Source organism: Kitasatospora sp. SC0581 (assembly GCF_048159585.1).
In the GTDB taxonomy this organism is placed as follows: domain Bacteria; phylum Actinomycetota; class Actinomycetes; order Streptomycetales; family Streptomycetaceae; genus Kitasatospora.
Genome location: NZ_JBLRWA010000010.1, coordinates 22520 through 36056, shown reverse-complemented (window position 1 = coordinate 36056; position 13537 = coordinate 22520). Strand labels below are relative to the sequence as shown.

The 13537-nt window shown below is 72.7% G+C and carries 18 protein-coding genes; 8 read left to right on the top strand and 10 right to left on the bottom strand.

Annotated features, from left to right (window positions below; genetic code table 11):
• Positions 1-139 precede the first annotated feature (139 nt).
• Positions 140-1090, top strand: coding sequence for an RNA polymerase sigma factor SigJ (sigJ, locus tag ACLWS4_RS17965; protein WP_416874579.1), 951 nt, complete (start codon positions 140-142; stop codon positions 1088-1090).
• Positions 1091-1180: 90 nt separating this feature from the next.
• Here the strand turns inward: sigJ and ACLWS4_RS17960 are convergent, their stop codons facing one another.
• Positions 1181-1636, bottom strand: a complete 456-nt coding sequence (locus ACLWS4_RS17960) for a hypothetical protein (protein WP_143204473.1) — start codon at positions 1634-1636, stop codon at positions 1181-1183.
• Positions 1637-2095: 459 nt separating this feature from the next.
• On the opposite strand from ACLWS4_RS17960, the gene ACLWS4_RS17955 reads away from it, so the two are divergent.
• Positions 2096-2359, top strand: coding sequence for a hypothetical protein (locus tag ACLWS4_RS17955; protein WP_416874578.1), 264 nt, complete (start codon positions 2096-2098; stop codon positions 2357-2359).
• Here the strand turns inward: ACLWS4_RS17955 and ACLWS4_RS17950 are convergent.
• Positions 2353-2973 (bottom strand): DUF2306 domain-containing protein, encoded by a 621-nt coding sequence (locus ACLWS4_RS17950; RefSeq protein ID WP_416874577.1) that lies wholly within the window; start codon positions 2971-2973, stop codon positions 2353-2355. The genes ACLWS4_RS17955 and ACLWS4_RS17950 overlap by 7 nt on opposite strands.
• Positions 2974-3197: 224 nt before the next feature.
• Between ACLWS4_RS17950 and ACLWS4_RS17945 the strand changes: the two genes are divergently transcribed.
• The gene (locus ACLWS4_RS17945; RefSeq protein WP_416874576.1) at positions 3198-3584 is read left to right on the top strand and encodes a fucose-binding lectin II; all 387 of its coding nucleotides are present in this window, start codon (positions 3198-3200) and stop codon (positions 3582-3584) included.
• A 77-nt stretch (positions 3585-3661) separates the two neighbouring features.
• On the opposite strand, the gene ACLWS4_RS17940 is transcribed toward ACLWS4_RS17945, so the two are convergent.
• Together ACLWS4_RS17940 and ACLWS4_RS17935 are read right to left on the bottom strand one after the other, a co-directional pair.
• Positions 3662-4015, bottom strand: a complete 354-nt coding sequence (locus tag ACLWS4_RS17940; RefSeq protein ID WP_416874575.1) for a VOC family protein — start codon at positions 4013-4015, stop codon at positions 3662-3664.
• Between the two features lie 145 nt (positions 4016-4160).
• Complete coding sequence (locus ACLWS4_RS17935; protein ID WP_380745582.1) at positions 4161-4889, bottom strand: HAD family hydrolase; 729 nt, start codon at positions 4887-4889, stop codon at positions 4161-4163.
• Between the two features lie 685 nt (positions 4890-5574).
• On the opposite strand from ACLWS4_RS17935, the gene ACLWS4_RS17930 reads away from it, so the two are divergent.
• Complete coding sequence (locus tag ACLWS4_RS17930; RefSeq protein ID WP_387820933.1) at positions 5575-6171, top strand: DUF5919 domain-containing protein; 597 nt, start codon at positions 5575-5577, stop codon at positions 6169-6171.
• A gap of 222 nt (positions 6172-6393) precedes the next feature.
• Positions 6394-6885 carry an NUDIX hydrolase gene (locus ACLWS4_RS17925; protein WP_416874574.1) on the top strand — a complete coding sequence of 164 codons (492 nt, stop codon included), beginning with the start codon at positions 6394-6396 and terminating at the stop codon, positions 6883-6885.
• A gap of 58 nt (positions 6886-6943) precedes the next feature.
• On the opposite strand, the gene ACLWS4_RS17920 is transcribed toward ACLWS4_RS17925, so the two are convergent.
• Both ACLWS4_RS17920 and ACLWS4_RS17915 read right to left on the bottom strand, forming a co-directional pair.
• Complete coding sequence (locus ACLWS4_RS17920; RefSeq protein WP_380745587.1) at positions 6944-7522, bottom strand: ketosteroid isomerase family protein; 579 nt, start codon at positions 7520-7522, stop codon at positions 6944-6946.
• A gap of 173 nt (positions 7523-7695) precedes the next feature.
• On the bottom strand, positions 7696-8478 hold the full coding sequence (locus tag ACLWS4_RS17915; protein ID WP_416874573.1) for an alpha/beta hydrolase: 783 nt from the start codon (positions 8476-8478) through the stop codon (positions 7696-7698).
• 309 nt (positions 8479-8787) lie between these two features.
• On the opposite strand from ACLWS4_RS17915, the gene ACLWS4_RS17910 reads away from it, so the two are divergent.
• From ACLWS4_RS17910 to ACLWS4_RS17900, 3 genes are all read left to right on the top strand, one after another.
• A complete protein-coding gene (locus ACLWS4_RS17910; protein ID WP_375874300.1) occupies positions 8788-9396 on the top strand; it encodes a peptidase inhibitor family I36 protein in 609 nt (202 codons plus the stop codon).
• Positions 9397-9523: 127 nt separating this feature from the next.
• Positions 9524-9910 (top strand): nuclear transport factor 2 family protein, encoded by a 387-nt coding sequence (locus tag ACLWS4_RS17905; protein WP_416874572.1) that lies wholly within the window; start codon positions 9524-9526, stop codon positions 9908-9910.
• Between the two features lie 17 nt (positions 9911-9927).
• Positions 9928-10368: a GNAT family N-acetyltransferase gene (locus ACLWS4_RS17900; RefSeq protein ID WP_049650889.1), complete on the top strand. Its 441-nt coding sequence runs from the start codon at positions 9928-9930 to the stop codon at positions 10366-10368.
• A 237-nt stretch (positions 10369-10605) separates the two neighbouring features.
• Here ACLWS4_RS17900 and ACLWS4_RS17895 read toward each other — a convergent pair whose 3' ends face one another.
• The 4 genes from ACLWS4_RS17895 to ACLWS4_RS17880 all read right to left on the bottom strand — a co-directional run bounded on the left by ACLWS4_RS17895 (position 10606) and on the right by ACLWS4_RS17880 (position 13379).
• Entirely contained in the window at positions 10606-11061 is a 456-nt protein-coding gene (locus ACLWS4_RS17895; RefSeq protein WP_416874571.1) for a hypothetical protein, read from the bottom strand.
• 83 nt (positions 11062-11144) lie between these two features.
• Positions 11145-11492, bottom strand: coding sequence for a hypothetical protein (locus ACLWS4_RS17890; protein WP_416874570.1), 348 nt, complete (start codon positions 11490-11492; stop codon positions 11145-11147).
• Positions 11493-11850: 358 nt separating this feature from the next.
• Entirely contained in the window at positions 11851-12339 is a 489-nt protein-coding gene (locus ACLWS4_RS17885) for a hypothetical protein (RefSeq protein WP_079271797.1), read from the bottom strand.
• A 299-nt stretch (positions 12340-12638) separates the two neighbouring features.
• Positions 12639-13379 carry a DUF6193 family natural product biosynthesis protein gene (locus ACLWS4_RS17880; protein ID WP_416874569.1) on the bottom strand — a complete coding sequence of 247 codons (741 nt, stop codon included), beginning with the start codon at positions 13377-13379 and terminating at the stop codon, positions 12639-12641.
• Between the last annotated feature and the right edge of the window lie 158 nt (positions 13380-13537).

The following is a 13537-nucleotide window of genomic DNA, read 5'->3' as shown; positions in this document are numbered from 1 at the left end:
GAGACAGGACGGCCCGCCGTTCTGTGACATCCCCCGGCCGCCCGGGCTCCGTGACCTGCGCCACACCACCCGCCGGTGGGATCCGGTGGGCCTCGGATAGCCTGCTGGCCACGGTCGGGGGGCAGGCGGGGGGGTCCACATGACGGGTTCGGCAGGTACGGCGGATGTGGCGGGCGCGGCCGGGTACCGTCCGCTGCTGTTCTCCATCGCGTACGGGATGACGGGTTCGGTCGGCGACGCCGAGGACCTCGTCCAGGACGCCTTCCTCGGCTTCACCCGCGCCGACCGGGCCGGCACCGCGATCGCCGACCCCAAGGCGTACCTGACCACGGCCGTCACCCGCCTGGGCATCAACCACCTCACCTCCGCCCGGGTGCGCCGCGAGGCCTACGTCGGCGAGTGGCTGCCCGAGCCCGTCGTCACCACCGCCGAGCGGCCCGGCCCGGCCGAGCACGCCGAGCTGGCGGACACCCTGTCGATGGCGTTCCTGGTGCTGATGGAGGCCCTCTCGCCGGTCGAGCGCGCGGTGTTCACGCTGCGCGAGGCCTTCGGGTACGGCTACCCGGAGGTCGCGGAGATGGTGGGGAAGAGCGAGGCGAACTGCCGTCAGATCCTCGCCCGCGCCAGGAAGCGCCTGGCGCCCGCGGCGCGCGAGGACGAGGCCGTCGCCCCGGCCCCGGCCCGCCGCGCGGAGGGCGAGGAGCTGGCCCGCCGCTTCTTCGAGGTCGCCGAGGGCGGAGACCTGGACGCCCTGCTCGGCATGCTCGCCCCCGACGTGGTGTTCCAGGGCGACGGCGGCGGCAAGGCCCGCGCGCTGGCCCACTCCCTCACCGACCCGCGCCGCGTCGCCCAGCTGCTCGTCGGCGGCCTGCGCCGGGTCCGCCGCCTGGGCGCGCGCCTCGTCCCGGCCCGGGTCAACGGCCGCCCGGGCGCGGTGGTGTACGACGCGGAGCAGCGTGTGGCCGGCGTCATCGAGCTGGACATCGACGCCGACGGCGCGGTGCGGGCCGTCCACGCCGTGTCCAACCCCGACAAGCTCGCCCACCTCGGGCCGGTCTCGGGCCTGGGGCTGCTGCCGGCGCCGAAGTAGCCGGGCGACGCAACGGCCCGGGCCCTGGCAACCACCGCCCGGGCCCGGGCCGTTCGTCGTACGGGTGCGGCCGGAGGGCCGGCCGGAGGGTCAGAGCGCGGTGCAGACGGCGGTCGCGCGGATGGACTCGGTCCCGGTGCCGGTGTTGGTGCCGCGCACGACCCAGGAGTTGTCGGTCGCGTAGGAGTCGGTGACGAAGATCCGGAAGGCGCTGGTCTGGCCGCCACCGCCGGTGGGCACCTCCCCGGACGGACAGCTGACGATGGCGACCCCGTTGTCCCCGGGGGCCACGTCGATCCAGTCGCCGACGACCTGGTCGTGCGCGGCCATCAGTGCGGGGCTGACGGCGGCCGGGCCGTGCGGGACGACGACGGTCGGCTTGACGTTGGGCTTGCCCACGGGCTTGCCCGCCGGCTCGCCGACGGGCTCTCCGACGGGCTTGTGGCTGGGCTTGCCGTCGGCGACGGCGGCCACGGTGCCCGTGGCCAGGACACCGGTGACGGCGACGGCGAGGGCGGTCAGGACGAGGGGCTTCATACGGGCCACGGGGGCTCCTGAGGGTTGCGGCTCGGGGTGCGTCGACGCGGGGCCGTTCCCCGCGTCGAGCCCGATCCGTACCCGAACCCCCGACTCCGGCGCGGAGGCCCGCCGTACCGGCTACCCGGGCGGGGGAACACCGCTGCCCGACCGGGCTAGCCGGGGCCGGCATCCCCCGGTTCGATCAAGGAAGCCGTCCACGGGGGAAACACGGGCAACCGTCACCTCGGCACGTTCCGGCACTTCATCGCCGCGGCCCGCGTCATCGGCCGGCGCAGCGCCCCGCGCCGCCTCGCACTCGGCGCCGGGATCCGCCTGGTCGCCGCCTGCTCCGACTCCCCCGCCGCCGGCTCCCCTGCGCCCGCCACCCCGGTCCCCGACACCGGGAAGCCCACCGTCGCCGAGCGGGAGAGCACGCTGGAACTCATCCCGAGCGAGCCGTCGGACAAGGAGCCGTTCCGCGCCCGGATGCTCAAGGGCTGCGAGATCTACACCAGCGGCCAGCCGTGCCCGATGTGTATGAGCGCCATCTACTGGTCCCGGTTCGACGCCGTCTACTTCAGCCGGAACCTGGCGGAGACCGCGGAGATCGGGTTCAGCGACGAGTACCAGTACGACGACTTCAAGAAGCCCATCGAGGAGCGGAGCATCCGCATGGTGCAGTTCTGCCCCGAACTCGGCAAGCCCGCGTACGACGCGTGGAGGGCCAGGCCCGACAAGCACCCCTACTGACCTGTCACCACCTCCGCGACGGCGCGGCGGGGGCGGGTGAACCAGCAGGCGAGCAGCAGGTTGGGCACCCAGCACAGCCAGGCGATGGCGGTGTAGGAGGCGCGGAAGTCCAGGTGCGCGGCCGTCGCGGCGACCAGCATCAGGCGCAGCGTGACGGCGGCGAAGGTGAGCGCGAAGCTGCGGATCATCCAGCTGCGGTGGTCGGCCACCCGGCCGTCGAGGATCGCCCGCAGCCCGGCGTTGCCGGTCACCAGCCAGGCCACGGCCAGGCCGACGAAGCCGAGCCTCGCGACCGCTCCCCCGTACGCGACGGGCGCCAGCAGCAGCGCGCCCACCCCGCCGACCAGGCAGCCGAGCAGGTAGACGACGCCGATCCGGCGGTGCAGGCGCGGCCGGCGCTCGCGCAGGCGGGCGGAGAACTGCCAGGGCCCGACCGCGAGTGCGGTGATCGCGCCGAAGATGTGGATGTAGAGCGGGACTTCGTGGCTCAGGTAGGTGGCCCGCTGCTGCTCGAAGAACCCCGCGGGGTCGAAGCTGAAGTACTTGGCGGAGACCACGGCGATGAGAGTGGCGAGCACCGTCATGACGGCCCAACCGGCCCGTGTGATGCGCATGGACCGAGTGTCGGGCCTGTCGGCCCGGGCCGACATCCGGGTTGCCCCCGAGAGGAACCCCCAGAGAACCCCACCTCCCTTACGGGGGTTGGCACTTGGCGCCCGATGTCAAGATCGTTCCCTCGAAAGTGTTATTCCGGAACGGAGTTCCTTGGAATCGATCGCGGCGCAGCTAGCGTGAACGGCGATCACCACGAGAACTCCCCACGGAACGAAGGAATCCCATGTCCGACGCCTATGTCCTCGTCAAGGGCAACACCGCCGAGATCAGCCTGCCCGCCGGCGCCCAGGTCACCGTCAAGGCCAAGACCAACTCGTCCAGCGCCCAGAAGGTGCGGCTCACCAGCCAGGACGGCACCGTGGGCCTGGAGTTCGTCGGGGCCGGTGAGCGCAACACCGTCATCGGCCAGGAGACCATCACCGGGCAGGCCGGCCTCACCGCCGTCTTCGAGTTCAGCGAGGGCGACGGCGTCTTCAAGCCGAGCAGGCTCAACTCCGGTGGCCCGTACGAGATCGGCGCCTACAACCTGATGGTGCTCGTCGCCGAGAACGGCGACGACGCCGACTACAACGACACCATCCTCGAGTTCAGCTGGTACACCCCGAAGTAGCCGCAGGGGCGGCAGGCATGCCTCCGGCCCGGCGCGGGACTCCGCGCCGGGCCGGAGGCATGCCCGCGGCGGCGCGGTCAGGCGGGCTGCCAGAGCTCGATGCGGTTGCCCTCGGGGTCGGTGACCCAGCCGAACCGGCCGACGCCGTCCATCTCCTGCGTCTCCTCGGCGACTTCGGCACCCTCGGCGCGCAGCTGGGCGAGCATCGCCTCCAGGTCGCGGACGCGGAAGTTGAGCATGGTCTGCTGGCCACGGGGCCCGAAGTAGTCGGTCCCGGACGCGAACGTCGCGAACACCGTCGGCCCGGCTTCCTGCTGCCACAGGCCGTGCTCGTCGGCGTCCAGCCCCAGGCAGTCGCGGTACCAGGCGCCCAGCGCCGCCGGGTCGGCGGCCCGCAGGAAGTATCCGCCGATGCCGAGCACTCGTTCCATGCCGTCATCCTGCCAGGCCGTCGGCCGCCACCCCGATCACCCCCAAGGAGGCGCCCACAACCGGGTGAAGCGGCGGCGAGCGTGAACCGTCCCGGGGCGGGTTCGGGCCTTCACCCGTGAAGGCCCGAACCCACGATCGAGGGCGTCATACAGCACGATCCGGTTCGCGGAACGGTTGAGGATCCACAGCACGCGATGCCCACGTGGCGCCCCGGCTCCCCCCGGACACATACGCGCCGAATACAGAGGTGTCGAGATCCTCGAGGGACTCCAGTACCAGCGTGGCAATCGCGAAGCGAGGATCGCGGCGATCAGCGGCCTCGGGAACGGCGACGACCGTCATCTGGGCTGACACGCCGGCGAGGACGCCGTTGAGCGAGTCCTCGATCACGACGCATTCGTCGGGTGACGCGCCGAGGGCGGCGGCTGCGCGGAGATAGGCACCCGGGTGGGGCTTGCCGTGTTCGTCGTCTTCGGCCGAGAACACGGCATCGAAGGATCGGTCAAGGCCGGTGCTCGCGAGCGCATGCCGAATCACCGACTCCGGCGAAGACGACACGACGGCCATCGCCCTCGATGCACGCGCGCACGCCGCGACGGCGTGTTCGGCGCCGGGTTTCAGCGCCACTCCCTCCAACCTGCGGCACACGGCGGCCACGATCTGCCGCTCGACGTCGTCGGGGTCGGCTTGAATCGTGGCCCGATCGAACCAGTAGGCCACCATGTCCCGTTGCCGCAGCCCGCGCGTCGCCGCCTGCATCTCCGTTGTGAGGTGCAGGCCAAGCGGACCGAACACGTCACGCTTTGCCGCGTCCCAGACCGGCTCGGAGTCGATCAAGAGGCCGTCCAGGTCGAACAGGACAATCGGTTGCATCGGTTGCTCTTTCGTTGGCGATCACGCGAGGACGAGACGATTCGCTGCCCCGCCGGGCATGAGCGGATGGTGCCGTGGCCGATGACGAGGCCCATGAGCCGCCGGCCGGCCCGGCGGCGAGCGTGAACCGTCCCGGGGCGGGCTCGTCGGCCCACCCCCGGTCGGCCGGCCGCTTCATCCTCGATCGAACTCCTTCCACACTAGCCGGAACCTGCTCCAGTCCGAGTACGGAAGTTGATCTTCTGACAGGACATCACCGGCTTCCCGCCGGATGCTTGCCCGGTGAGCGTGGCGAGGACGCGCTGGCGGTGGGGAGCGAGCGCGTCCGTGGAAAGCGCGGGACGCCACACCGGGACGATCGAGCCCGATCGCGCGGGCCCTCGGCAGGGAGACTCCTGCGGGAACGTTCGTCGCGGGCACCGGCCCGGAGGAATCACCGGCTTCCGGGCCGGCTTCACCTGCCTGTCCGGGCCGTCTCCGCTTCGGCGAGCTCAGCGAGTACCCGGTCCGCCGCCTCCCGAAGCCCCTCCACGCGCTCGCGCGCGGCCGGCTCCCGCTCCTCCAGGAGACCCACCAACGGCTTCTTACGCCTGGGACAGTGGAACGCCGGCTCTCCGATGCGGCGCTGGTGCCGCATCAGCGGAACCGTATCGATGTCTGCGCGGCTTCAGGGGTTGATGAACGGGTGATCTGGCCCAACAGCGTCCGGGCGAACGTCAAGACCGGGCACGACCGGGAGGTGTTCGCCGTCTATCCGCACCGGTCGGCCTGCCCTCAGTCGGTCTGGGCGCAGCTGATCGCCGAGGCGCGGTCCGAGGTCTTCCTCGCCGGGTACACCAACTACTTCGTCTGGCTGGAGCAGCCCGCCCTCCTCCAGACTCTGCGGCGCAAGGCCGAGAGCGGCTGCCGCATCCGCTTCCTCCTCGGCGATCCCGAGTCCGGGACGACGCGCCGGCGCGAGCGGATCGAGGACGTGGCCCTCACCGTGTCCACCCGGATCCGGGTCACGCTGGAGCACCTGGCCAAGCTCTCCGGCAGCCAGGGCGTCGAGGCGCGCTTCAGCTCCCCGGAGGACGGCCCGAACCACATCGGCCTGTCCGTCTTCCGCTTCGACGAACACGCCCTGGTCACCCCGCACCTGGCCCGCACCGTCGGCCACGACTCCCCGCTGATGCACCTGCGGCGCAGCGAGGAGAACGGCATGTTCGACCGCTTCGCCGAGCACATCGAGGAACTCTGGTCCCGGGGCAACACCATCCCCACCGACCCGGCCCGCGCATAGGAAGTCGGCCCCGCCGACTTCCTGCTCCATCCGCACCGGCGAATCGGCACCAGCCGGCAATGCTCGTTCACGACGAAATCCTCGGTCGGTACGGCGCATCGCCCGCCGAACTGCCGGATGCCCGTGCCCGATCGGCTTCCCTCGCGCCGCCGTCCCGGCCTGCGCACAGGAAGTCGGCCCCGCCGACTTCCTGCTCCACCGCTCAACCAGGAGGGCACCACCATGAACAGCGGCGGCCGGAACGGCTGCGGGAACTTCGCCGCCGATTCCTCCCCCGCAGCGCTCCACTCCGTGTCCGTCGCGGGAGTGGTCGTCCGCGAGGACGGGCGCGTGCTGGCGATCCGGCGGGCCGACAACGGCACCTGGGAGCCGCCGGGCGGCGTCCTCGAACTCGCCGAGACCGTCGAGGACGGCCTGTGCCGCGAGATCCGAGAGGAGACCGGCATCGAGGTCGCCGTCGACCAACTCACGGGCGTCTACAAGAACATGGCCCGTGGCGTCGTCGCCCTGGTCTTCCGCTGCCACCCCACCGGCGGCGCCGAACGGCTCTCCTCCGAGTCCACCGCCATCGCCTGGCTGACCCCCGAGGAGGTCGCCGACCGCATGGCCGAGGTCTACGCCGTCCGCGTCCTCGACGCCCTGCACCCCGGCCCCGCCCGCGTCCGGTCCCACGGCGGCCGGCACCTCACAACCGCCCCCGAACGCCTCGCGTGAGAAGTCGGCCCCGCCGACTTCCCGCTCCGCCGTCCATGGCCAGAGCCCGCGCGCGCCCTTACGGACCCCTCTCGGCAGTCCGGTCGCCGACGGCGTCCCCGGCCTCGCGCCCGTGCACGACTCCAAGCCACCCCTCCGGCCGGGCCCTCCCCGCTCCTGTGCGGGGCCGGGGCCCGGTTCGATTCGCGGGAGGCGGGTCTTCTCCCCCACGGGCTCCAACTGCGGGCGGTCCGCCCGCAGTCGCGGCGTGACGGCCGGGGGCAGCGGGCGGCAGCGGCCGTCCGCGCCCAGGTGCGGCTCGGCTCCAGAGCCACCTCCGCCAGGCGGGCGAGAAAGCCAGCCGGAAGACGTGGCGGCTGAGGGAGAGGTGGTTGCCGGTGAGCGTCTGCACGAAGGTCTCGGTGAAGTCGACGGCCGAGTCGTCGAATCCGAGCTTGCCGACGACAACGGTGAGCACGCCCCCGTCGGACAGCCGCTGGCTGTCGACGTTGCTCAGGTCCCGAAGCTTCGCCTCGATGGCCTGTCGTCCCTGGACCTGCTGGCCTTCGAAGGTGAGCAGCGCGTCCTCCGCGTAGAACCCCCGCCACGCCTGCGCGGGACTCGCCGCCCTCGTCGAAGTGGGCGCAGTAGCCCTCATGGCGGGCGAGCTCACAGGGAGGTCGTCGTCAGAGTGCGGTTTCAGCCGTTCCGGCACTGCTTGTTGGCTCTCGGAGGTCGGACCGCCCCGGGAGCGTCCGAGCCGTCCCTCGGGGCGATGCTGCCGGGGGTCGCGGCGCCCGGCCGGCACGCCGGGCGCCGCGACCGCGCACGTCACGCCGGCGAGGTGGCCGTCCGGCCGAGGTGCCGGGTGAGGAAGCGGGCCGCGCTGTCGGCCTCGGACCTGGGGAAGTCGAAGTGCTTGCCCGCGTTGGCGTGCAGTGTCTTCTCCGTCGAGGCGAAGGCGTCGAACAGTGCGAGGGCGGCCTCGCGCGGGATGCGCTCGTCGTCCCACTGCATGGCGAACTCGATCGGGACGGTGATCCGCCGCGCCTGCTCGACCAGGGCGTCGGGCCACATCAGCCCGAAGACCGCGGCCGTGATCCTGGGCTCGGCCGCCACCAGCGGCACGCCGAGCGCGGTGCCCATGGCGATGCCGACGTAGCCCACCGGCCCGTCGGCGCCGATCTCCGGCAGCTCCTGGAGGGCGTCCAGGGCCGCCTGCCACTCGGGTACGGCGAGCTCGGCCAGGCGGGCGTTGTAGCGGACGACGACCGGGCCCTCCGGCTCGCCCGCCGCCTGCGCCGCGCGCAGTTCGGCGATGTCCGCCTCGTCCTGCGCGCTGCGCGGCCGGTCGCCGTGCCCGGGTGCGTCGAGGACGGCGACGTGGAAGCCGCAGTCGGCCGTCAGGAGTCGCGCCCGGCCCGCCATGGAGGGGTGCTTCTTGTGGGCGCCGCCGCCGTGGCCCATCAGGACCAGGGGTGCGCGACCGGTGCCGGTGGCAGGGGAGGCGGGTGACCAGAGCACGCCGGGGACGCCGCCCACGGTGAAGTCGCGTTCGGTCATGCCGTCCGCCGTGGACTCGGCGGTGAAGTGAAGGGGCTGGGAAGAGTGCATCGGTGTGGCCTTTCGGGAGTTGCCTGCTCATCGCGGCGCTCCCGGCGACACCCTGCGTCAGTCGCCGGCCGTGAACCCCAAGGGGAGCACCCATATCGGTACTGCGGTCATGGGTCTCACCTCCTCGGGCGGTGTCACGGTCGACTGCAAGCTACAAGCCCGGGCCTCGTCCCGTCCAACCCTTTTCCCCGGCCACGTGATCACGGCTCCACGCGCCCCGGTGCCAAGCGGCCGTACGCATTCCTACAAGACCGCCGCTTCCGCGCCCGGACAGGATGGGCTTCCGAAGGACCCCTACAAGGAGGTTTCATGCTGAAACGCCTGAAAGCGGGAACCATGAAGAAGCGTCTGCTCGCGGTGCCCTTCGCCGTCGCGGCCGCCCTGGCGGTGTGCGTCGCCCCGGCCGCGTCCGCCGCCACCGGCGCTGGCGGCTCGGGCGCCGGCCAGGCCGGCTTCTCGGCGCAGGCCCGGGACCTGGGGCTGAGCGGTGCCCAGGCCAGGAGCCTGCAGGACCGGGTCGACGACTACCTCGCCAAGACCCCCGGGGCGAGCCAGGTGGCCGTCAACAAGATCGCCCTGCCCGGCGGCGAGCTGCTGCTCCCCCTGCCCGGGGAGGAGCGGGCCCGCGACCTCGCCGCCAAGGGCGACTCCCCCGCCCTGTCCTCGGGCTGCCCGTACACCTACGTGTGCGCGTACAGCGGCACGAACTTCACGGGCGAGGAACTGCGCCTGTTCACCTGCAACTACCCGGTCCGCATCTACTGGACCGGGACCGGATCGTGGATCAACAACCAGCGGTCCACGCTGTACGCCAGGTTCTACGGCGCCGACGGCAACGTCGGCTGGACCTCGCCCGGCGGCTACAGCGAGGACCGCGCGGCCCCCTGGGGCTGGGTCTACTGGCTCAGCCCCTGCTAGAACGGCCGCGCCGGAGTGGGAAGTCGGCCACGCCGACTTCCCACTCGCTACCACACAGGCGACCGGAGCACGACAAGAACGGTCCACTGCGGGTGCTCGGCACGATCGCGTTGCTACGTTCCGGCCCATGGACTTCACCAGCATCGCGAACTCGTTCGTCCAGCACTACTACGCGACCTTCGACGGCGGCAGCGCCACCCGCAACAACCTGGCGAGCCTCTACCGCCCCGAGTCGATGCTCACCTGGGAGGGCAAGCAGGTCCAGGGACAGGCGGGCATCATCGAGACGATCAACAAGCCCGAACTCGCCGTCGTCAAGCACAGCGTCACCTCCTCCGACGCCCAGCCCGCCCCGGGCGGCGGCGTCCTGGTCCTGGTGACCGGCCACCTCGCCGTCGACAACGCCTTCGACAAGCCGATGCAGTTCACCGAGACCTTCAACCTGCAGCCGATCCCCGGCCAGCCGGGCGGCTTCTTCATCTACAACCAGGTCTTCCGCCTCGTCTTCGCCTGATACGGCGGCCCGCTCCGGTGCTGCGGCTGCGTGAACTGGCCGACGGCGACGCCGAGTCGGTTCGCCGCATCCATGCCGACGGGTCCGCCACGGATGTGTGGTTCGGCGCGATGACCGGCGTCCAGGCCCTCGCCTACGTCCGCGAGGCCGCCACGGACCCCGGGCTCCTCGTCCGCGGCATCGAGGTGGGCGGGGACCTGCTCGGCGTCGTCCGGCTCCGGCTCGACCCCGGCCGCGGCACCGGCCGGCTCAGCTACGTCGTGCGCGAGGACGCCCGGGGCAGCGGCCACGCCACCGCCGCCGTACGGCAGTTCCTCACCGGCGACGGCCTGCCCGCCCGGGTGCTCGCCGTCCACCGGGAGGCCAACCCCGCCTCCGGCCGGGTCCTCGCCAAGGCCGGCTTCACCCCCACCTGCACGAGCGCCGGCCTCGTCCACCACGAACGCGCGCGCCGCTGAGCGGCGCTCCGGCACAGGAAGTCGGCCGGGCCGACTTCCCGCGCCTCCCGTGGCGTGGTGACGGCACGTCACTCCGAGCGGGACGGCAGCAGCGTGCCCCGCTCGTTGTTCCGAGCACGGGGCGGGGTGCTCCGTCGGATACCGGTGGGCAACAGGCAGCCTCGCCGCGGGCCCGGAGTGGGATGACGGACCCTCGCGCTCATCGACACGAGGGTCCGTTCGGGCCCGGGGCCTACATCAGAAGAGGCCCGCGCACACGTACCGGTCAAGGTTCTCCAGGATCTCCCGCAACCACGGGTACCGGACGGCTGGCAGCCGGGCCAGGGTGTGCCGGAACACGCCCTCGTCGGCCCGGAAGGGGTAACGGGCGCGCGGAGCGGGCGGGTCGTCGCGCAGGACGCTGTCGGGCATGCCGCCCGACGCGGGGACGGGCAGGTGCGGCTCGGGGAAGGCCAGCCACCGCCACACCCCGACCGGCAGCGGCACCGGGTACGCGTGGGAGGCCTGAGCGGGCGGGGCCCAGGCTTCTCCCGTCCGGGGGTGGGTCGGGACGAGGAGGATGTCGGCCCCGCTGTCGGGGGCGGGCAGTCCCGGTCCGGCCAGGACGGCGCGCAGCGGCGACGGGCCCGCGGGCAGCAGGGCGTCGAGGGCGCGTTGGAACACCTCCGCGGCCGGGCCGTGCGGGGCGGTCACCGGACGGCGTTCCGAGGCCGCCAGCAGGTGGGCGAGGGCCCGGCCGGGAGCAGCCGTCGGTACCTGTGGATCAGCTGATCCGGTCAGGCGCGGTAGCGGGGGTATCCGCCCAGTTCGGGGAGCTCGCTCTCGAAGTCGCAGGCGGCAACGGCCTGGTATCCGGCGTCCCACGCCGCTGTGAGGAATCGGGAGACGGCATCCACCATGGTGGCCCGCCGCCCCTCCACGTCGATCTTGAGCGGCCAGCCGACGAAGTCGTCGGCCAGTCCGGCGTCGGGGTTGGGCTGGATGTCGAGCTCCAGGTCACCGAACCGGACCGTGTACTCGTCGGCCGGGACGCCCAGCACTGCTGCCACGAGCCCGGTCACGTCCTGTCGGCTCGCGCCCTGCACGAAGACCGCGCAGTAGTCGTTGTCCTCGGTGCCCGTCATGCGACCTGGTCCTGCCTTTCAACGAGATCCGAGCCGACTCGATCGACTTGAAGACTACGGCCGACCCGGCGGTCCGGCAGCCGGGCCCCCTTGGCCACCCCGGTGCGCGGGCGCACGGCGGCGAAGGTCGACCCTACGGGGTTCGTGGTCCGCGGGTGGACCCAGTGCTCGGCGGGGAAGTCCTGGAACGCTTCCCTTCCCCAGGGCGCCGGGGCACCGGGGCACCCGACCGTCGCTCCGGGTGCCGAACGGCCCGGGCTGTCCGGGCCGTTCGGCATCCAGTCGCGGGGCACCGTTCATCCGGCACGGGCGGAGGGGGGTCGGTTCCTGAGTCGGCCGGCGGTGCCCGGGGGCCCGGTCAGGCCTTCCAGGCGCCCCAGTAGACGTCGGCGTTGTTGCCGGAGCCGCTGTCGCGGGTCGTGCGGAACATGCCCTGGGTGGTGCCGTTGTCGTCGTAGCCGTTGGAGCCGGTGTAGGGGTTGTTCCAGTGCAGCCTGACGGTTGCGCCGTTGCGCCAGCCCTCCTCGCAGTTGGACGCCTGGAACGTCACCGAGCCCTCGGTGCCGGTCATGAAGCCGTTGCTCTCCGACTGGAAGACGGCGTCCCCGGTGTTGCCCAGCCACTGCGGCGGCTCCTGGCCCTGCGTCCAGATGCCGTGGGACAGCGAGTAGTCGGTCCGGTTGAGCGTGCAGCCGGTGCCGTTGTGCAGGTGGACCGTGGTGCTGCGGGCGGCCGAGAGGGCGGCCTGGGCGGGGGCCGGGGCGGCCTGGGCGGTGCCGGTGGCGATGGTGCCGAGCCCGATGGCGGTCACCGCGGCCAGCGCGGCGGTACGTGCGGAGATACGCATGGTCTCCCTCGATTCCGTGGGTCGTGGGTGGGTTGCGCGGGCTGTGTTCCGCGCCGTGGTGAACGATCCGGCCGGCCGGTCAACGAACGGTGGACGGCGCGGTGAACGCCGTGACATGTGCGGTTCATCGTTTGTCGACGCACATGGTGTTCGCGCACCCGGGAGGCCGCGCGCCCGCCTGGCCGCAGCACGCGGGGCGGGGCAGACGGCCCGGCCCGGTAGTTGACGACGGCGCTCGCGGGCGGCCAGGGGACCGCAGTGGCGCGGCAGGTGGCCAGGAACTCGTAGCGTTCGGCGGCTCAGGAGGGGACGGCGTCGTCGGGCAGGGCGTCGACGACCGCCGCGACGGCCGCCTCCGCGCCGTCGACATCCTGCAGCCGCCCGTCGTCGAACCGCACCCGGTAGCGGCCGTCGCCGAGTGGCGCGACCCTCGGCAGGTCGTAGGAGATCGGCGGCGCCGCCCGGCGGCTGAAGGTGAGCCAGTACATGCTCCGGCCCGGCGACAGGGCTCGCAGGCGTGGCTGCGCGTGGGCCGCCTCGACGAGTTCCCGCAGGCCGGTTTCGTGCCGGCGCTCGTGCGTGGCGGACTCGCGCAGTCGGCGCCACCGGACCGGCACGGCGTCGCCCCGTTCGTGGGCCTCGGCCAGTCCCCAGGTCCGCAGGAAGGGCCACCGCGCGAGGAGTTCGGCGAGGCGGGCCCCCGCCTGCCAGGTGGCCACCGCCCCGGCGGCCTCGGCGAGGTCGCCGGTGCTGCCGGTGGCCAGGTGGACTCCGCCCACCCAGCAGCTGACGTCGAAGCTGCGCTCCCTCGCCGTCATCCCGACCCGTGTCAACCGGTCCCCGGTGGTCACCCGGGCCGCCGTCCGGCGCCGGCCCGGCTCGGCGGCCGGCTCGCCCCCGAGCCGGAGCCCCGCCCGATCGGCTTGTGCCCGAAGGGCGTTCAGCAGCGACCCGGCCCGCGCCACGTCGGGGTAGTGGGCCGCGTAGGGGCGCAGGGCGTCGCCCTCGTCCGCTGCCGGGACGGGGGTCTGTTCGGGCATGCGGTCGAGTCTGCCAGGCCTCGGCGCCGCTTTCCGGTGCTCACGGACGAGTGAACGGACAGCCGCGGGTGATCGTGCGGTTCGGCGGCAGCGTGTACGTCCCCTGACCGTACCGTCCCAAAGGCTCGGTGTGAGTGGGAAGTCGGCCGGGCCGGCTT